This is a genomic window from Nostoc sp. WHI, from assembly GCF_015714725.1.
In the GTDB taxonomy this organism is placed as follows: Bacteria; Cyanobacteriota; Cyanobacteriia; order Cyanobacteriales; family Nostocaceae; genus Nostoc.
This window is the reverse complement of record NZ_WBKM01000207.1, coordinates 17538-38869: the sequence shown is the minus strand read 5'-3', so window position 1 is coordinate 38869 and position 21332 is coordinate 17538. Positions and strand designations below refer to the sequence as shown.

The following is a 21332-nucleotide window of genomic DNA, read 5'->3' as shown; positions in this document are numbered from 1 at the left end:
TTAATTCAAATGCTCAGTTCAAGATGGATTTTGGGAATTAAGCTTTGTTTGGCTAATTGCATCCAATAAAAACAAACCCACATCTTTATGCAATGGTTCATTATGCTGTGGACAAGCCGTTGAATGCAGGCATCTTGGACAACCAGCTTCACAATCACATTCGGCTGCTAAAGAATAAGAGGCGGCAGCAAATTTTGTTAAGTCGGAGAAAATAGCCTCTGCTGCCCCATTCCCACCTTCACAGGTGTCAAAAAAGTAACCAATGTTCCTGCTTTCTTTTTGTATAGCCAATTCATCTACATCTAAACTGGAGGATAAAACTACCAGAGGTACAGCTTTAACTATCTGGTGCTGGATACTGTGCAGTGCCGTCATTTCAGCAGTGCTACTCCACAATGATTGATAAAGTTCTGGAACCTCACCTCCATTGGCGGTCATAATTTCTTGTTTGCATTTATTAACAATTATTTGCAGAGCTTTTTGTAACGGTTCATTTAACTCTACTAGTACGCAGGGTGCTTGGTATTTTGTAACGTATGGCTCCGAAAATGCTATTTCTTTTTGAAGTTTTGTTACTTCTGCTGCATTCAGCGCCTGCTTACACAATGAACAACTTTTTCCTTCAAGTGGTTTTTTATAATTAGCGCAACGTTGGTTTTTACAAGTCATTCCGTAGGTACGCTTCATCAATCTATAACCAATAACAGAATTCGTAATTTCTCCCCAGACAAGAGTTAAACGTAACCGAGCATCTTTAATATTAGTAGGGATGATTTTAGATTCTGCCAAGGTAGAAAGTGGTTGAATATCTAATTCTGACTCCGCTTCAGTAAATAAATCTGTATCTTTTCCTAGAAAAGTTAGGATTGCTTCTCCTTTGTCTGAATTTAGGCTTTCGCTACGGTATGCTATTAATTGCCCACTTTCATCTTGCATCATATATATGGCTTCAGGAAATACTTCTCGATGGGCTAACGGCAGCGACATACTTTCTAGAATTTCGCCCGTATGTTTGTTAATTAGAGAAATTGACCTTTGAGTGCTGCTTCTAATATTAATCTCTCTGTGAGGATAGCCTCTGCCCCAGAGTTTGCCATTGCCACTTAAAAAAATTTTATTTTGTTGTAAAAGAGAATCTGCAACTGCACCGGCTGTTTTTCCAAAACGAGTATTGAGTTCTCCCAAAGCTAAACTACTTTCAATGCAACCACATTCTAAATGTTTACCTAGAATTGTTGGATAGTCAGGGTTAAATGCAGCAGATTCAACTTCTCCTGATAGTAACTGTTTGTTATGTCGAGCGTAGTATACATCAATGGGGTTTTGTCCTAATGGCAGATAAATCACTAGTCCGTGCTGTTTGCGTCCGGCTCTCCCAACTCGTTGCCAAAATGACATCAGACTACCTGGAAACCCCCGAATTAGACAGCAATCTAGTTCGGGTAAATCGATTCCTGCTTCTAGGGAAGAAGTTGAAATAATTACCTTGATTTGTCCACCTTGGAGCTTTTGAATAATCTCGCTACGGCGATCGCCCGTTAAGGAACTGTAGAAAACTGCTACCTTGGAAGTTAAATAACCTAATCCAATGCGTTGTGTTTCTCGTTGGATTAACCCAAGTAAACCTTTGACAGCTGCACGAGAGTTACAAAAGACAATCCCACTGAGATTATGCTGTAACCAGGAAATCACTATTTTAGTAGCTTCAACATTAGCTGCACTGTTTGGAGCAAGAGATAATAAGGTACGTCCTTGATGGGGAGCGCCGCTATCCTCAATCAGGTGTAATCTTTGGGGTTGATGGGTTCTGCCGCTAAACCGCAATGCCATATCTTGAGGATTTCCGATCGTGGCACTAGAACAAATAAATTGCAGTCTTTGGGAATTACCGCCAACTGCATCAACTGCTAACCTGAGCCGCCGCATAAGATTCGCAAAGTGTGCGCCAAAAGCCCCAGTATAGGTATGGCTTTCATCAATTACACAGTAGCGCAACTGCCTTAAAAACTGTCGCCATCCTTCTCCATCATCCCGACGGCGCACATTATAAAGATAGTAATGCAATAAGTCAGGGCTGACTGCCAAGATATTTGGGGGGTTGGGGATAAAAAAACGCTGCCGTTCAGTAGCTGGTGTATCTCCCGTCATCAGTGCGAGTTTGAGACGATTGTTGGGCATTGCCTTGACAAGCGACTGCAACTTTCGCATTTGATCTAGGGCTAACGCCTTGAGTGGAAAAATGTACAATGCTGTTGTTTGCGGTTGCTTAATACACGATTCTAGGATAGCCAGGTTGTAGCACAGCGTCTTTCCGCTTGCTGTAGGCGTAGTGAGACTCAAGTCAAACCCAGCACGTAACTTTGTTAGAGCTTCTAATTGGTGAGAATAAATCTGGGTGATACCGTTATTCTGTAACGCTAAACGTAAAGCAGGTGGTAAATCGCCCGGTAGGGGGTGAATTATCCCTTGGTTAGCATTTTTGATATCTATCGCCCTAATGCTTGCAATCAGTTCTTGCGCTACAGACTGAAATACTACCTGGGGGATTTGTTGAATGCGCTCCGCAGTTGTTGTGACTGCGGCGTTGTTCTCTTCAAGGAATGTTGTGGAAGAAACTAAGTTGGCGTTACTTGGTTTAATTGACCCCAAAGCGATCGCTTCTTCCCAATCGACAAACTGAGTTGGCTTAACCTCTTCTACAAACTTGACAATCAACCGTCTGCCCAATAATGCCATTACCTCCCCAACTCCATACTCCGGTGAGTAAACATATTTACCTGCACTTAGCCATTCAGGGGGTTCTGGAATCGTTTGGTTGGCGGCACGGATAATTGCGGCGTAATCAGTTGGTTTGTTATCAGTCACAAATTTATGTTTCTGCTAGCAGTAAATTATTTGTTACTGACTGTCAGTATAAACCTAATGAATTTACTCTGGCATTTTTGCTATGTTGCCATTGAGTGGCAAAAAGACGCAATGTGTAGCCAACTTTTAGTTACTATGTTTTATAGTATTAATTGAATCAATAATTTTGCGCTTACCACGGAATAATAAAATATTCGTATCTCAAGCTTAACAAAAAGTAACCGAAGAACCAAAATTGGTTAATTTATTTTATACCTAATGAATTACTTAATTTTCAAATATAGGAAGAGGAGCTATCACACCTATAGCAATGGTCGTTTAGGACATTTATTTGTTTTATGTAATTCAAGTTTTGTAGTTTTAACTTTTGCACTGCAATAAGGACAGCTTACTAATGAAGATAAAGTTGTGTTGTTTATTGGTGGCGAAATAGATAAATTTAAAGCGCGATGTCTTGCTCGTGCAGCCCCACGACTCTGAGCGCGAGTCAAGGTAATATTATTTGGTGGCAATGGTTGAGAAACCTGTTGCTTGGTTTTAATCAGCGATGTCATTAGAATAACAGGATTGCTATTAGATATGTTGTTTTGACATAGATAATTATCTCGCTTCTTGTTTGCTGCCATTTCTACAGCTTCCTGTTCTGTCCACTGTCGTTGTTGCTCTAAGTCTGAGATGTTATCAAACTGATTTAGTGTCGAAGTGTCCCCTATAATTTGAGCGATAACTTGGGCGATGGTCTTGCAGCAACTGTGGGGATAGCAGATTACTTGCTCCTCGCTGAAACGAACTACAACCCAGCCTTTATTATTAAAAAAATTATTGCGCTTGTTGTCTTTCCAAGCTCCAAGGTAGTGCGTGGGTGCGCCTGTGTGATAAACATAAGGTTCATCTAGCTCAATGTCAATATATAGCTTCAGCCCCTGGTCGATGTATGCAAAATCAGGGGTGTATGGGTGCCGGAATTCTGGAATTCTAAGAGTTAGCCTAGTGTGAATATTTCTAGGAAAGTATCGGCTGAGGTGATTTCCAAATTTAGCTTCTTCGGGATTTCTTGTTGCCGGACTGTCGTTACCATCATGAGGTACGGTTTGACTGAGAACTTCTAGTAACAGTTTGTAGCGAAACTCTGTTACTCGTTCGGGACTGCGGGCTGCTTTAATTTCCTCCTGATGCTCTTGTTCCTCTTGTTTATACCTTTTCAACTTTCTAGGATAGTCTGCCACCTCACCGTCATGTTTCTGCTTGCGTTGAGGGTAGGTTGTGATTTGATGCCATGCATGACCTGCGATCGCTCCTGCTGCTACCAATAATAATAACCATCCTGGTATAGATGTCAATTGAGAAACTACAGGGATAGTGGGAATAGCAACTGCTGTTTCCACTGCTATCAAAGTGTTGTTTACTTTCTGTGGTTTTGTCGCCAGTTGTTGTGGTGGATCTGGAGGTATGGGTGCTGGTGGCAACGCTAATTTGGCTCTCTCAATTCCCACAGGAATCAAAATTATTGGATATTGACTCATAGATTAGACCAAGAACATATTTAGAAACTCAATCACAACATTTTCAGGTTGCTCAAAACATTCTTTAGCTGCAAACCTAACTGTAGGAATCCCTTCTCGCAATAGCACCCTATCTCGCACATAATCTCTAGTTATTTGTAAAGATTCTTGATGGTGATTACCATCTACCTCTAATATCATGCACTTGCCTTTATAAAACACCAAAAAATCAACTTCAATGCGTCCTGTAAGCCAACCACTTGCATCAGATATAGGAGAACCTTGTCGCCCAATTCGACCCCGCGCATTAGCAAAGAATAAGACCCCTTTGTTATCCAGTTCTTCAGCAATTTTGATTTCTGGTTTGGAGCGAAAGTACATTCCCCCCCATTCATACAGAGGGTTTACGTCAGTCTTAACTTCTTGTCCAGAATCAGTGTCATTGGGTGGTGTATCTATTCCTGGTACAGCCAAGGCACTTCTACGAGTGAACTGCTCTACTTGTTGTTGGTAAGAACTATCAAAAAATAATCGCCACCAGTGCTGAGTACCATGTCCATCACGCTGGTTTGCATAAGCTAGGTGTAAATGTTCGTTAAACTCTAAATAGTATCCAGGTCTAGTTTTTGAATACAAATATCTGTTAATTTTTGTTCTTAAGTTTTTATCATTGTCATTTTTTATAGCGATTACAACTAGTAAATCTAATAGCTTACCTGTCTGTACTTCTAAGTAATACGGAAGTTTACCCCCGACTGGGACAATAGAATTACCCTTGACTTGATGCTCTATTCCCTGAACCATTTTAGTTATCTTTAATGTCATGTTAAGGAAGCGATCGCATATATCTCTGCTTTATCGCCAGATTGTATAATCTTGCAATTTGTAGCATTGGACTGATAAATTACAGCCTAATGCTAACCCTCTTATAATTCCCAAGTTGAAGCTATCGTTAACACAGGAATGGAGCTTACATGGTTATATTTTTTATAGGCAGAGTCATAGTTTTTATCATCACGACTTGTTAAACTCTAATTGCCCTACATAATTAAATTGACCCTGACTTTCAGTAGAGGTAAATAACCGCATTTCATAGGAACCGGAGGCAGGAAGTTTACACGTAACTCGATCGCCTTGTACCGCGTGACCACAAGATTGGGAGTTGCCTCCATCTTTTGAGTTATAGCTGGCTAATAACCAAACATTCTTAGGATTTGCCAATACTAATTTTGCTTCATCACCTACATTCGTCTGCGATCGCACAGGGCTGACAAGTTGCAAGCCATCAGCAAAAAACTTTGGTTTCATCATCGGCTGGCGCAAAAACTCACCAAGTGGTAATGGATTTGATAACAGCTGCCAAGCAGGATCTTTTGGAAAATGGCTGATCACCATAACTTCTGGTGGCGGCATTAAGTATTCAGTACGGTAGTTTTTTGTAAAACCTGAAGAGCGATCGACATAACCGCTATCCCAAGTAGCATCAATTAAGTACCATTGTCCTTTTACTCTTGCTGCATTCCACGCGTGACCTTGACCGCTAAGGTCGCTGGTTTGAGTCCGTGCATCTCCTACGACATAAATGATTTCTTCCCCAGCCGCTTTACCCAATGCTTCTAATAATTTTGCATAGCCGGCACATACAGACTTACGAGTTCTAAATACAGTTTCGGCATCTTGTGGTGGATATTGCCCTGCAAAATAAGATTCAGCATCGTATGCAATTCGATCTGCAACGTAATCGTGAAGAGCTTTAATTCGCTGTACTGAATCTGATTCCTTACTAACAATATACTGAGCAACTGATGCGATGCTTGTCTCTACACTGCTGGGCATATTGGCAACTGCGGGATGTATTCCCATACCTTGCCACGCCCAACCATTGGTATTATTAGCAGGCTGTGGTTTGGCAGTATCTTCCTGTTTTAAATTTTCAAAAGGATCTCGAGCAGTTTGGGGTTGTGGTTGGACTTTGCTACTGCCGTCATCGTAACGTTCAAAAGGATTTTTATTGAAGCTGAGATACATTCCTTCCAAACCATTTGCCAGCCTGAATAAATTCTGTCGAATTAACTGTGCAGGTTGTTCTTGTAAATCACCCAGCATCCAGTCGCCTCGCGTTGAGAGAGCTACAAAACTCAAACGCGGTTGCCATGCTAATAAAGCAGCGATCGCCACCAAGTTGATTACAAGGGTTCTGAGCGTCAGGCGATCGCCCCAAGTCAAAATACGCTTTTTGCTCCGACTGCCCTTGCTTTGTGTCCGTAGTTCCCAGAGCATAGGTAAGATGGGAAAGAGAAACACCCCTGCTAGTACGGCTAAAGAAGTAGAACGGTTATTGTAAGCAGCTAAGGAAGATGCTAACCAAACACCTAGAACGGGTGTGAGGTAGATAATAGCGATCGCAGTCCACTTGATTAATGTACCGATAAGTTGGAAGAGAATAGCCATATAGATTTACGTTCCAGAGAGTAACTAAATTAGAAAGATTTATACCTGGCTTATACCCAACCTAAATCTTCTAAAGCTTGACTAACCTGCTCCCGTAACTGCCACTGCCATTCTCGTTGAGTAGTAGTTTCAGCATCTTCCAATGTTTTCCAATACCCGGAAGCTAACATTAGTGACCAGAATGGTTTACCACTATCGTCGTGTTGACGTGGCAAATAGTTTAAGTAATTTGCAACCAGTTCTGCTATTCTGGCGTATTGAAGATTTGCACCGCCAAAATGCTCATATCCAGCCGCCTCTGCTAACTCAGTTGCAGTGATAATTTGTCCAGGTGCATGATAGTGAGCTTTGAGCATAAGTTTATGGCTATCCGTCAGTTGGCTGCTGATAGCTATAAAAGCTTGTTTATAATCCTTTACTGGCGGAAACTTGATGGCTAAAACTTCTTGAATTACATAGCTTTTGAACCTGTCTATGTCTGTAAAATAGCGATAACCAAGACGATTTGCAGCCTCTTCTATTTCTTGATCTGCATCAATTATCAGGGCAACTGGTTGACTTTTCCCGGATTGCAAACCATTGGGCCATGCTAAATCAAGTACTGCACTCACTGTTCCTGTGGAATCAGGAATTTCGTACATCCATTCACCAATCGGTAATCCCTGCTCTTGCACCCATATATTACATTCTTCCAGAACTCGTTCCTCAGCCATTGGTACAACCACAGTAGAGCTTTCGGCTTCTTCTTCTAAAATAGAATCTGTCGCTTTTGGTTCTGGAATATCTCCGGTGAGTAAGCTATTCAAAAATTTATTGGCAGCTTGAGCTAAAAGTTCACGGCGTGCGGTTAGGAAATCACGGTAGTTTTCAATTTGCCACAAACTGCGTTCCATTGGTATCCAGTGCGTTGCGATCGCACCCGGTTGGGTTTGCTCAAATACCTCGAAATACTCCGAGGGATGTCGGTTTGAGACTTTGAGGTTGGTTTCTTGGGTTAGAAATGTCAAATTAGCGATCGCGTTAACTTCAGATTTGGGATATCTAGCTTTAGAAAGTAGCGATTTAGGAAAAATATGATGGACTTGCAAATAGCAATGTTTACCGAGAAGATGTTTGGATAGTTCGATGCCACTATCCCAATCTTGTGCTTGATGCACACGAGTGAGCATATAAACTAATGGGTAAAATCTTGCTCCCATACCCCAACCTTGAAAGTCAATAGCTTTAATTTCCAAGTCTCCGCGATTTTGCCGTAGGTTGGCGATAAGCTGGTCTAGCGGATTATCTTCAGATTCCAATACGTGCAAATCTTGGGTTAGAACGCTCTCAGTTGAACCCGCGTACCGCCCCCACAATAAAGTATGTACATACCAGTACAGTAACTTGTCGCGCTCTGTGTGATCTCTAAGATGTCCGCCACGCCCAACAAGGTAACGCACCATGAGAGGAAAGGCGTAAATTCCACCGAGTACCCGATTGTGGTCGAGTCCAAGCCGAGCAGAAATGAGGTTGAGCAGCGTATCAATAGCTTTTTCTGCCTTATATAGCCCGTCTTGAAACGTCGCAGTTTTAACATCCTTGAGTGCGGAAAACACTGCTTCTCCAGTAATAACTGCGTTAATGCACCTCAGCAACCACTCCAAACGAAAGTCAAAACCTGCTTTATTCCATTTTGCCAGACGTGCTTTGAGTTCACTACGGGCATCCGGCCATTGAGCGCAAACTTTTGCTAGTGCCAAATCACCTTTGGATAGTTTGGTTCCGCCGCTATTGACAGTGTTAAATATTTCAACAACAACATCAACTGTTTTATCTTCTCCTGAAACTTCTTCAATATGCAAATTGATATTTTTGATGCCTTCTAGTTTATTTAAAGCATTAATATAAGTAGTCAAATTCCGACTAAGCTCTGGAATGTTTAGCAATCGCTGAATGAAAATTCCTACACCTTGTTGCATCAATTCAGTTACATTTACCCACAAGGGGTTGTCCTTCATTTTGACAGGAGCGTAAAATTCAAATATTTCTTCTTCTAAGTTGAAATATAAACCAGTGAAAGCTTGCACATTGCCATCAAAAAACTGAGGTGGTTTACCCCGCACAATTCCATAGAAGGAGGTGATACGCTGCTGCCCATCTAGCAGCAGTTTAACTGTGCCTGTGGAAAGCTTACCATCGCCACGCGTATGGTCAATTGCTTGTTCCGTTTTAGTTTGCCACACTAATAAGCTACCAATGGGATGTCTGCGATATAGCGAATTCATCAACCCGCGTACTTGGTCACGATTCCACACGTAACCCCGTTGGAATTCTGGTAAGGCAATACTGCCCATGTCAATTTGGTCGAGGATAGTTGTAATATTCATAAATTGTTTCCTATAGAAAAACTTACAATGTTCATGCTGCTTGTGCAAAAGATTTTGCAAAACCAAACATACTGAATAGCCAGTGATGCCACTCTTGATAAGTGATAAATACCTTTAAAGCTGACTCCAAATCAATATCTAAATCTCTATTTTGAATGTCGATAATTGTTTGGTAAGTCAAATCTAAGGAAATCCTGTCTTGCTTGCTAAATAAAATAAAACTACCATTAGAAGAATTATTCAGTTGAGCTACTCGTTCTTTACCTACCTTCCCTCTAACTTGTGTTATGCGCTCATCACGAAATAAACCAAAGCGGTCATGAGGATGCAAACTTACTAGCTCATTGAAATTGGCAATTCGGCTGGTAAAAGATGTACTGCTTGGATCGAGTTGAAGAAACCCCATCACATAATTTTTATTACCAGTCTCAACCACAATATGCTCTGGCAAAACTCGCTTTCCCAAGCGATATTGAGTTAGTCTCATTGGCTTTATATGGTTAAAAGCTTCAGCAATAGTTTTTAGTTTACCCATGTCATCATAATCAGAAATGATAGGAAGATTACTATACTGCTGCTCAAGTTCAGCCTTCTTTTGAGTTAAATACTCAATAATGTTATCTGAAGTATGTAGTTGAAGCTTAGGAGGCTCAGGGAGAAACTGCTGATATAACTTTGCTAAATCTACCAACCTTGGTTCCTGTATTGCTTGAACCAAATAAAGAAATCCTTCGGTTAATTTTTGCTGTTGCTGCTGTAGAATTCTTAGCTGTTGTTCTACTTGTTCTTTACTATCAGGTTTGTGCAGATTTTCTTTAACAGATGCTAGAGGAATTTGACGAACCCTGTAGTTGTAATAGTCTGCTGCTCGGTTCAATACCCCTCGAATTGGCTTTTGCCCAAGAATATCTTCCAAATCTTCAGAGCTAAATAATAGTTCTAGAGGAATATCAAGGGACTGAAGCTTCACCCGCAGAATCGCTTCAAGTTCTGTTTCATCTGGCTGACGTAAATAAATCTGGTACTGCGAGACTCTACCAATAATTGAGTTATCAAAGCTATCTTGAAACTGTTCCCATCGATCGGGAAACATATTGAGAATAATTAAACTGTTAGGAACGTGAGTAAAAATTTCCTTGATAGCTTCCCCAAAATTCAGTAAGATTTCTCGGTTATGTGAAAGCCCCAATCCTTCTAGCTGATCAAAGACGATGATTAAGGGTTCATCCAAGATAGATAGTTTAGCCAAAACTGAAATTGCTTCCAAAGAAAAAGCTTCTTGGCTGAGGTCTTCACCCCAATTTGGCAAACCCACCAATTCTGCCTCTTCCGCAGATAAAATATTGGCAGCTAACCAACGGGTAGCGATATCTTTCCGTCGTGGGTCGGTATAACTACAATATTTAACAATCCCCTTGAGGATTGCAAGAGCAAAACCCCCAGAAGAATAATGACCTGCCCACCATTCACCGATCCGTTTCTCAATGTGCTGCCAGTAATCTCGCTTACGTCCAGTTCCTTCGGCTCCAAGACCATCTAAATTTTTATCTTGCAGAGCTTTAATAATTTCTTGGTCTTTCTGAGATGTAACTCGGAAACTGAGAATTTTATAAAAGCTATTGATAATCAGGTAGTCCAATTGAGTAGCAGAACCAACCGACTGTACAAGGGACTCCAAAATGCGGCTGTAGACGTGATGCAGCACTGCTTTGGGATGGTTCGGTTGACGGATAAATAACAGTCGATTATTGGCTAGTCGCTCATTGGCTAGTCTCATCATCAAGTGGGTTTTCCCAGTCCCCGGCTCTCCAATAACTACGACTCCTTTACTCTGGCGATTGGAATCTAGTTTGATGTCAGCCAAAATTGATTCAAGAGTAAGATATTCTTGGCGGTAAGTAGCAAAATAATCAGGGTGAGTCTGAAACGGAGTATCAACCCGACTAGCACTAAATGGATTGGGCTTTTGTTTTAATTGCTCAATCATCATCTGACGATAAAGCTGGTAAGTAAACTGGGCATCATATCGAGCAGCATGAGCCATATCTCGAATAAAGTAGCGGTTATTTACCTGCAAATTAAAATGCTTACTCAGGTGTTCTAGGGAATGGCTTTCTAGCTCTGGCCAAACACTTTTTGCTTTTTCCCAAGTACACTCGTATTCTAGTTTGGGGTAAAAAAGACCAACTCGGCGAAAACTGGACTGAAGTATCTCAATATCATGCAAGGCATAGTGGCAGACTATTTTCTTCCCTTGGACAAGCGCCACAAACTCTGTGAGCAGAGTTTTTAGACTTTTAAGGTTAGGCAGATTCTTGTTGTGATTGGGATAATCACTAGAAAACCCTTCATAGATCAACCGTCCTTGACTATCCACAATCGCCAATTCACTTAATTCCGGTTTCCCCTCAGTATCTAAAACTACAAAGTCCATATAACCCTGACTACGAGTAAGCTATAGCAAAATTAACACAGGTATTTTTAAATGGGTATAATTTGTATCAATTAAATAAGTAAGATAAGAAAATATCAGTAGATAACCCGACAAGTATCAATGTCTTTCAATGGTCGCGGTCAGTATTGATGCGATAAAAATTTCCCACAGCAAGCGCAATCTTACTTTGCTCAAGGTAAGCTAACTGTAATTTGATTTTTTAACGTTGACTCAAAAGTATGCTGGCTGGTGCTGCTTTAAGAAAAACAGGTGAGGGTTGGGAGTTTGCGTCTGAAACTGCCTTAGAAGATTTTATTTGGGAGAATCTACAGCAATTATTAAGTTTTACACCTCTCAAACGGCAGTATGCGGCTAAGGGCGAATTCTGCGATATCTTAGCTTTGAACGAGAGCAAACAGTTAGTTATTTTAGAACTTAAAAACGCTGAAGATAGATATGTTATCCAGCAGCTAACCCGTTATTATGATAATTTGCTAGATGATCGACCTTTTGCTGAACAAATAGACTATCACCAACCAGTTAAACTGATAGCTGCCGCACCTTCATTTCACAGACATAATCTAATTGATTGCAAGTATAATTTGCTCACAATTGATTTATTGCAGATTCAAGTATTCAAAGACAATCAACAGTTCCAGTTGTGTTTGCAAGACATCAGCACTAATCAAACTTGGTCAATTCCTATTTCCTATCAAGAGCTAAATTTCAGTAGTACAAAACATGACATTTCAGAAACACCACAATTGCTTTTAGATTGGCTTGGTGCTTGTTCAGCAGAGGAACAGCAAGCAATTCTTAAACTTCGAGAGAAAATTTTGAGCTTTGATGAGCGAATCAAGGAACAAATTGAGGGTAGAAATACTATCAGGTATGGCAAGGGTAAATCGAAACCTGTGGCTGAATTTTGCTATCAAAGGGCATCTCATAAACCAGTTGTATTTTTGTGGTTGCCAACTCCTAACTCACGGCAAAAAGAAGTAATTGGTCGGTTACGGCTATGGCTAGAAGGTGAAATAGTTACTCATCTAGGTCATGTACCAGAAGGTTTTGGGCGAATGAAACTTCAATCCGAATGGGATGCCATACCACGAGAAAAACGTCCTAGAAATTTATATTGGAGTCTTTCTCATAAATCATTTATGCCCGTTCCAATTTCTCAAGGTTACAACGATGTTTCTAACTCTTTAGAATCACTAGCAGATTTAGCACTAACCAAATGGCTTACTAGAATTTAGTTAATTTACAAATCAATATGAGCATGATTTCAATACTTACTAATCAATGATTACTGTTATGTTTTTAATAATCAGTACTCTATTTTTACAACTAATACTAGATCACACATAAACAAAGATGAGACAATTGGACTGCAACGATAACTGCTAAAACCCAAAGTAATGAATGATGTGCCTAAAATTAAAGATGAAGTTTGCCGCACAGCACTGATAATGGCAACTAAACGTGCAATAGAAGCTGACAGACCAGACCACCTGTTTGATGATCCATTAGCCACACAGTTAGCTGGAGAGATAGGGCAAGCTTGGCGGGAGAAATGGGAACAGGAGGATAGCGATAATCTCCTTGGTAGTGCGCTTCGGATTCAGTTTGTTGCAGTCCGTACCCGCTTCTTTGATGACTTCATCTTGTCTGTGTTGCCCCGAGCTAAACAGTTAGTCTTTCTAGGAGTCGGGTTAGACACAAGAGCATTTCGTCTGTCCTTCCCACCACAAACTCGTTTGTACGAATTAGATTTACCAGAATTAATCCAGTACAGAGAAGCAATCCTACAAGATAAACCTGCCAAGTGCCATCGTCAGGCGATCGCTGCTGATCTAACGCAACCTTGGTCACATCTGCTTTTGCAAAAAGGCTTTGAGGTTGAAGCCCCAACACTTTGGCTAATGGAAGGACTATTAATGTACCTGAATGAAGTGGAAGTTAATGAGTTACTCAAAATAATTAGTCAGTTGAGTGCTGACGGCAGCTACTTGGGGGCTGATTTAGTCAGTGTCAAGTCATGGCAAGTTGGGGCTAAACATCAGAATGGCTTGATTAGCAAGCACTGGCGTTTCGGTACAGACGAACCAGAACAGTTGTTTGCTGCTCACGACTGGAATGCTTCAGTAATTCAACCAGGAGAAATCAGAGCAAATTACGGACAATATGCTGTCGAATTGACCCCACGCGAAATCAAAGGTATGCGGCGTTCTTTTTTGGTTACAGCAAGGAAAGAATCGATAACCTTATAGCTTTTGGTATGCTTGCCCCCCTACTGCCCATCACCAGCCCTCACGCGACCCCAACAGTTTCGTTAAAAGACCGCACAATAGAAACAATCCCGTCAGCATCACCTGTTACGAATTTTAAGTTTTCCCGTAGCAGAGGCTTTTCTAACAACTTGCTGGTAAACCGAATCTTTGCACAAGGCTTAACACCAATACGGCTGGTATCAATCCAGTAGCCAATTTCAGGCGGATTAGTGATAATCTTGGGAGGTTCAATAATCTCTGCGATCGCCGTCGGCGGGCGGTTACGCTTGGTCAAAAGCAGAAATTTTATAAAAAATGACTGAATTAAGTAATCTTACTACTTACATTGTACTTAAGCTTACTTTAAAACAGAAAAGACTTGTGAGCATACTACTTGTTTGCTCATAAGTATTAATTCAGTAATTACTACTATTTTTACTAATTAATCTGCTGCCAAATTTTCAATACTAATATAGGCTAACAATGGCACAAACTATGAACCATTCACCTGGTTCAATAGTCACCTGTCGCAGTCGGCAATGGGTGATACTACCTTCAGAAAATCAAGATGTTATTCGTCTACGACCGCTTTCAGGCAATGAAGATGAAATTGCTGGTATCTACCAAAAGCTTTTAGAAGAAGAGCTAGAGAAGATTGAATCAGCTACATTTCCTCTACCTCAAGCTACTAGCGTACAAGACCATGCAGCCGCACTTTTGCTCATGGATGCTGCACGTCTTCTACTCCGTAGCGGGGCGGGGCCTTTTCGCTGTTTAGGACGATTGTCACTGCGTCCCCGTCCTTACCAGTTAGTTCCTTTGTTGATGGCACTGAAACTAGAAACGGTAAAACTGCTTGTAGCTGATGACGTAGGTATTGGTAAGACCATTGAAGCTGGACTAATAGCTCGTGAATTGCTAGACCGAGGTGAAGTTAAGCGAATTGCAGTACTGTGTCCACCACACTTATGCGATCAATGGCAGCAGGAATTAAGTGAAAAGTTTCATATTGATGCGGTGGTAGTACGTTCTGGCACAGCTTCCAAGTTAGAGCGGAACATTCCAAATAATGACAGTGTTTTTAGTTATTATCGACACCTGATTGTTAGCTTAGACTATGCCAAAGCAGAACGTCGTCGCGCCAGCTTTATAACTCACTGCCCTGACTTAGTAATTGTGGATGAAGCACATACTTGCGCCCGTCCAAATAAAACTACTACATCCCAGCAGCAGCGACATCAGCTAATTACAGAAATTGCTAAAAAACAAGAACAGCATTTACTGTTACTTACAGCTACTCCTCACAGTGGGATTGAAGAATCTTTTCTCTCACTTTTAGGTTTGCTGAAGCCGGAGTTTGAGCATTTCAATCTCAATAGCTTAACTGACAAACAACGTGACCACTTAGCTAATCATTTTGTTCAGCGCAGACGGGCAGATGTCAAGCTTTGGCTAGGGAATGAAACTCCTTTTCCTGAACGAGAGTCAAGCGAGGAGTCATATAAGTTATCGAAAGAGTACAAAGAACTATTTGATGAAGTCTATGATTTTGCTCGTGGTCTAGTGAAAACGACTACGGCGGACATGAGTCATGCTCAACGTCGGGGAAGATACTGGTCGGCTTTGGCTTTGATCCGTTGTGTCATGTCTTCACCTGCGGCTGCGATCGCTACATTAAATCGTCAAGTTAGTAAATCAACTGAACGCTTACTGGCTGATTTAGACGAAGATTTGATGAGTTCTTATGTCCACGATCCCACAGAGCAAGAACAAGTGGTTGATGCTTCGCCAACTTTGGTCATAGAACAGGGACAGCAAAGTTATAAAGATGCGAATAAACGCAAGTTAAAAGCTTTTGTGCAAGCAGCAGAGAAGTTACAAGGTGGCAAAGACCAAAAGCTGCAATCGTGCATTGCTACGGTAGAATCTCTGCTCAAAGAGGAGATGAACCCGATTGTCTGGTGTCGCTATATTGCTACGGCAAACTATGTAGCTGATGCTCTCAGACAGAAATTGGAGAAAAAAGGTAGTCAGATCCGCGTAATTGCGATTACTGGAGAACTTTCCGAGGATGAGCGGGAAACTCGACTAGAAGAGTTAAAATCTTATCCCCAAAGAGTCCTAGTAGCTACAGACTGTTTGAGCGAAGGAGTAAACCTGCAAACGCATTTCAGTGCAGTAATTCACTACGATTTACCCTGGAATCCTAACCGGTTAGAACAACGCGAAGGACGTATTGACCGCTATGGACAAACAGCAATTAAGGTGAAAGCCTGCTTGCTTTATGGTCGAGATAATCCTGTTGATGGTGCAGTTCTGGATGTTCTGATTCGCAAAGCTGTGCAGATTCACAAGTCTTTAGGGATTACTGTTCCCGTACCAATGGAAAGTACTACTGTAGCGGAAGCAGTCTTTAAGTCTCTGTTTGAACGTACTACTGAGGTTATTCAGTTGTCGCTGTTTGAGTTTCAAGAAGAATCTGCGGTTGATAAAGTTCATAAGAATTGGGACAAGGCAGTAGAACGGGAAAAAACCAATAGGACTCGCTTTGCTCAACGTGCCATTAAGCCTGAGCAAGTAGAACAGGAATTAATTGACTCAGACCAGATTTTAGGGAATGAACAGGATGTAGAGCGGTTTGTCTTATCGGCTTGCCTTCGCATCTCTTGTTCTTTAATTAAGAAAAAGCAGGGATGGTTACTTTCCCAACCACCGGATTTTCTCAAGTCAACGTTAGGGGATAAGTCGCGTTTACTCTCTTTTACCACCCCAATACTGGAGGGTGTGGAATACGTAGGACGAAATCACCCTTTAGTGGAAGGCTTGGCACGGTACATCTTAGAAGATGCACTCTCCCACACTACAGAACCGATCGCAGCACGATGCGGCTTTACTACAACTAATGCAGTACAAAAGCGCACAACTTTGCTGCTGGTAAGGTTACGGCATTTGTTAGATAGTTCTAAACGTACTACAGAAACGCGAAATACCACATCTCTACTAGCGGAAGAATGCGCGGTTATTGGCTTTACAGGTTCGCCCTCAAGCCCTAGTTGGTTGACGCAGTTGGAAGCAACATCGCTACTGCAACAAGCGAAGCCAGTCAGCGATGTTGGTAAAGCTATCAAGCAGGTGGAAATTACTGAGTTACTCCAAAGGTTAGAAGAACTCCAGCCAGATTTGGAAAAGTTTGCCAGAGAAAGAGCAGAAGAACTTTTACAAAGCCATAGACGCGTCAGAGCAATGACCCAAGAAGGTCGAATTCGCGTCATCCCCCAATTGCCGATGGATATTCTCGGTGTTTTTATTCTCCAACCCGGACGTAAGTAAAAGCCTGGTTGTCCTGCAACTGCGCTGCTACCAGCTAGCTATTAATTTTTTATTTTTAATTCTCCAGATATGAAAACTACATTAACTGCGCTTCAAATCGAAGGAAATTTACTAGCTCCAGATATGACTGCCCAAATGCTAGAAGGCAGCATCAAAGGACAATTACCAGAAGACTTTGGTTTTAATAAAACTGATAAATTAGCAGATGAAATTGCCACTGCCTGGGGCGATGCTAAAGCATACTGGGCAGCATTTCAACGCGCATTGGCAAGGCTCGATGAGAATAACTCGGCTACTACAATTACCCGTGAACTTTGGACAGTACCATTACTGCAAAGTCTAGGTTATGAACCTGTATACACTGCAACAGCCGAAGTCGTAGAAGGACAAACCTATGCGATTTCTCACCGTGCGGAAGCAGGAGAAAATAAGCCACCTATCCACATTATTGGTTGTCGGCTAGAAATCGATAAACGTCCTCCCAGTGGTACACCCAGGTTATCAGCACACGCACTGGTGCAGGAATATCTTAACAAGACAGAGCATCTGTGGGCGATCGCAACCAATGGTTATCACTGGCGGTTACTGCGTGACTCTTCGTTGATGACTCGGCTTACCTATATCGAATTTGACTTAGAGCAGATTCTCAGTGGTGAGAACTTTGCCGAATTTGGGCTATTTTATCGGTTGTTTCACCGTTCCCGCTTGCCTGAAGGTATGGATGATGCGGATAAGTGTTTGCTGGAATATTACCACCAAGAAGCACTGCAACAGGGGGGACGGGTACGCGACAGACTCCGAGATGGTGTAGAAAAAGCACTAATACAGCTAGGCACTGGTTTTCTCCAACATCCGCAAAACGAACACCTCCGCCAAAAATTCTCTAATAATTACGAATTAGTTTTTTATCGCCAACTGTTGCGGCTGATTTATCGCCTGCTGTTTTTGATGGTGGCAGAGTCCCGTAATTTATTAATTGGAGATGATGTAGAGAAAGCACGAATCTACCGAGAATATTACAGCATTGAGCGACTGCGAGAGTTAGCGGAGCGCCCCCATTGGCGACGGGAAGGCTTTCAAGATTTATGGCAGGGTTTGCGGGTTACATTTTTGCTGTTTGATGAAAATTGGCGGGGAAAATATTTAGGATTATCACCATTAAATGGCGATTTATTTGGTTCGTACACTCTACCAGCTTTAGATGATTGTGCTATTGATAATCACGACTTGCTAGTAGCGATTCGGGAGTTATCTTTATATCAAAATAAGGGGCAATTACGACGGGTAAATTATATTGCCTTAGATGTAGAAGAATTGGGGAGCGTATATGAAAGTCTGCTTGATTTTCACCCAGAAATCTCTCCTAAAAGTTACGAATTCAAATTAGTATTTGGTAGTGAGAGGAAAACTACTGGCTCTTACTATACGCCACCGCAGCTAGTGGGACAACTGATAAAAACAGCTTTAGAACCTGTAATTGAAGAAAAACTTCGCAGTACAAAAGAAAAGCATCGGAATGCAGAAAGCAATTACGAATTAGAAAAAGCACTTCTCGACCTCAAAATTGTAGACCCTGCCTGTGGTTCGGGTCATTTTCTCTTAGCGGCGGCACGTCGGGTAGGAAAGGAATTAGCTAAAATTCGCACTGGGGAAGCTGAACCAGGTAGTGAACCTTTAAAGTTAGCGATTCGAGATGTTATTCAAAATTGCATTTATGGGGTGGATTTAAACCCCTTAGCTGTTGATTTATGCAAAGTAGCTTTATGGATTGAAGGTTTTTCTCGCGGCTTACCTCTTAATTTTTTAGATCACAGGATTAAGTGTGGTAATTCCCTTGTGGGAGTGATGGATTTGAGTTGTTTAGATGAAGGAATTCCTGATGAAGCGTTTAAGGCGGTAACTGGGGATGATAAAAAACTATCTACACAGCTTAAGAAACGGAATAAAAACGAACGAGAGAAAACAGGACAACTATCAATTGGTGAGAAGTTAGAAACTAATAGCGTAGATTATGCAGAAATGTGGCGACAGTTGGGGGTAATTCCTGAAACCACGCCACAACAAGTTAAAGATAAGCAAAAGCAATATAAAGAAAATCTGCAAGAATCTAGTTGGTGGTTGAAACATTCTGCTTGCAATTTATGGACAGCAGCGTTTTTTATGTCGCTAACTGAGCATCATTTGCAGTTATTACCTACGACCGAAGCATTAAACCGTTTAAAGCGTGAAAAAGTAGAAAAAATTCGTAAATCAGAGGATAATTACGAATTGCGAATTACGAATTACGAATTAAGTAAGGTTGTAAATGCAGCGAATAAGTTAGCTGAAGAAAAACACTTTTTTCACTGGTGTTTAGAGTTTCCTGAAGTATTTGAGCAAGGCGGATTTAATTGTGTATTGGGTAATCCACCTTGGGAACGGATTAAGTTACAAGAGAAAGAATTTTTTGCTTTTCAAAGTACAGAAATTGCTAACGCTATAAATAAAGCGGCGCGGGAGAAGTTGATTAAGGAATTACCTAAGAAAAATCCTGAGTTAGCACAAGCTTTTGAAGATGCGAAACATGATGCTGAGGCGCAGAGTAAGTTTATTAGAGAGTCGGCTAGGTTTCCTTTAACTGCGGTGGGAGACATCAATACTTATGCTATTTTTGCAGAGACTACGAAAAAGTTGATTGCATCTAATGGGAGAATTGGGGTTATTGTACCTATTGGTATTGCTACTGATGACACAACTAAAAACTATTTCAGTAATTTAATTAAATCTCAGTCTTTAGCGAGCCTAACAGGTTTTGAAAATGAAGCTTTCATTTTCCCGTCAGTACATCACGCTTTTAAATTCTGTACTTTAGCAGTTACAGGAGGGGATGTAAAAGTTAGAAAAGCAGATTTTACCTTTTTCTGCCGTTACTTTGCCGATACGAATAAACAGCAACGTCATTTTAATTTATCCTCGGCAGAAATTGCTTTAATTAATCCTAATACTTTAACTTGTCCTATTTTCCGCACTCGTACTGATGCTGAATTAACTACAAAAATTTATCAGCGTGTCCCTGTTTTAGAAAATGAGAATACAGGTAGCAACCCTTGGGGAATTTCGTTTCTGCGAATGTTTGATATGGCAAATGATAGCGGTTTATTTAAAAATGAGGCGGGTAACGATTTAGTTCCACTTTACGAAGCCAAGATGCTTCACCAGTTTGATCACCGTTACTCAACTTATGAAGGTGCGACACAAGCTAACCTAAATGCAGGTATTTTGCCTCAATTGTCAGATGAAATCAAACAAAGTCCATATTCTGCTGTTCAACCTCGATACTGGCTCGAACAAGTTGAAGTAGATAAACGATTAGCGGATAAGTGGAACAAACAGTGGCTTATGGGATGGCGTGATATAACAAACTCAGTTAGTGAGCGTACAGTCATCTCTACTATTTTTCCAAGGATTGGCTGTAACGATAAATTTCTTTTAATGATGCCATCCATATCAAATAGCTTACTAATTCTGTGCTTAATGGCTTGTTTAAACAGTTTGTCTCTTGATTATATTGCTCGTCAAAAAATCGGTGGTAATTCACTCAAATATTTCACCATGCGACAACTTCCGGTTCTTCCCCCAGAATTATACACCGCAGAAGATATCAAATTTATTAGCGATCGCGTACTCGAATTAGTCTACACCGCCTGGGATATGCAACCTTTCGCCAAAGATATGGGATACGACGGCGAACCCTTCATTTGGAACCCTAACAGACGCGCATTATTAAGAGCAGAATTAGACGCATATTACGCCAAACTCTACGGACTCACCCGTGATGAACTACGATATGTCCTCGACCCTGCTGATGTCTACGGTGCAGACTTCCCTAGCGAAACATTCCGTGTTTTGAAGAATAACGAAATGAAGCAGTTTGGTGAATATCGCACACAAAGATTAGTTTTGGAGGCATGGGATAGAATGTTTGATACCTAAATTAAACCTGATTATCCTTGCAGTAGATTGTAGATAAACGAAGTAAAGAATCTAAAAAAACTAGATGCCTAGCCTATTTTATTCCAGATTTTTGAAGTTTGCTGTAATGGATACACGCATTAAAATTTATTCAATTTCTTCT

The 21332-nt window shown here is 41.1% G+C and carries 11 protein-coding genes; 4 read left to right on the top strand and 7 right to left on the bottom strand.

Annotation, left to right across the window (positions count from 1 at the left end; translation table 11 throughout):
* Positions 1 to 18 precede the first annotated feature (18 nt).
* The 6 genes from F8S12_RS20580 to F8S12_RS20555 form a co-directional block, all read right to left on the bottom strand.
* A complete protein-coding gene (locus F8S12_RS20580; RefSeq protein ID WP_196517945.1) occupies positions 19 to 2865 on the bottom strand; it encodes a DEAD/DEAH box helicase in 2847 nt (948 codons plus the stop codon).
* A gap of 302 nt (positions 2866 to 3167) precedes the next feature.
* Positions 3168 to 4388, bottom strand: a complete 1221-nt coding sequence (locus tag F8S12_RS20575) for a hypothetical protein (RefSeq protein ID WP_196517943.1) — start codon at positions 4386 to 4388, stop codon at positions 3168 to 3170.
* Positions 4389 to 4391: 3 nt separating this feature from the next.
* Entirely contained in the window at positions 4392 to 5171 is a 780-nt protein-coding gene (locus F8S12_RS20570) for a DUF559 domain-containing protein (RefSeq protein WP_196517941.1), read from the bottom strand.
* A gap of 210 nt (positions 5172 to 5381) precedes the next feature.
* Positions 5382 to 6818: a transglutaminase domain-containing protein gene (locus tag F8S12_RS20565; RefSeq protein ID WP_196517939.1), complete on the bottom strand. Its 1437-nt coding sequence runs from the start codon at positions 6816 to 6818 to the stop codon at positions 5382 to 5384.
* Between the two features lie 50 nt (positions 6819 to 6868).
* Entirely contained in the window at positions 6869 to 9184 is a 2316-nt protein-coding gene (locus F8S12_RS20560; protein ID WP_196517937.1) for a GmrSD restriction endonuclease domain-containing protein, read from the bottom strand.
* Between the two features lie 31 nt (positions 9185 to 9215).
* Positions 9216 to 11618: a 3'-5' exonuclease gene (locus tag F8S12_RS20555; protein WP_196517935.1), complete on the bottom strand. Its 2403-nt coding sequence runs from the start codon at positions 11616 to 11618 to the stop codon at positions 9216 to 9218.
* Between the two features lie 239 nt (positions 11619 to 11857).
* On the opposite strand from F8S12_RS20555, the gene F8S12_RS20550 reads away from it, so the two are divergent.
* Both F8S12_RS20550 and F8S12_RS20545 read left to right on the top strand, forming a co-directional pair.
* Positions 11858 to 12874, top strand: coding sequence for an endonuclease NucS domain-containing protein (locus tag F8S12_RS20550; RefSeq protein WP_196517933.1), 1017 nt, complete (start codon positions 11858 to 11860; stop codon positions 12872 to 12874).
* Between the two features lie 162 nt (positions 12875 to 13036).
* Positions 13037 to 13888 carry a class I SAM-dependent methyltransferase gene (locus tag F8S12_RS20545; protein WP_196517931.1) on the top strand — a complete coding sequence of 284 codons (852 nt, stop codon included), beginning with the start codon at positions 13037 to 13039 and terminating at the stop codon, positions 13886 to 13888.
* A 40-nt stretch (positions 13889 to 13928) separates the two neighbouring features.
* Here the strand turns inward: F8S12_RS20545 and F8S12_RS20540 are convergent, their stop codons facing one another.
* Complete coding sequence (locus F8S12_RS20540) at positions 13929 to 14183, bottom strand: hypothetical protein (RefSeq protein WP_196517929.1); 255 nt, start codon at positions 14181 to 14183, stop codon at positions 13929 to 13931.
* A 200-nt stretch (positions 14184 to 14383) separates the two neighbouring features.
* On the opposite strand from F8S12_RS20540, the gene F8S12_RS20535 reads away from it, so the two are divergent.
* Both F8S12_RS20535 and F8S12_RS20530 read left to right on the top strand, forming a co-directional pair.
* Positions 14384 to 17218 (top strand): helicase-related protein, encoded by a 2835-nt coding sequence (locus tag F8S12_RS20535; protein WP_230968158.1) that lies wholly within the window; start codon positions 14384 to 14386, stop codon positions 17216 to 17218.
* A gap of 69 nt (positions 17219 to 17287) precedes the next feature.
* Entirely contained in the window at positions 17288 to 21190 is a 3903-nt protein-coding gene (locus F8S12_RS20530; protein ID WP_196517926.1) for an Eco57I restriction-modification methylase domain-containing protein, read from the top strand.
* Positions 21191 to 21332: the final 142 nt, after the last annotated feature.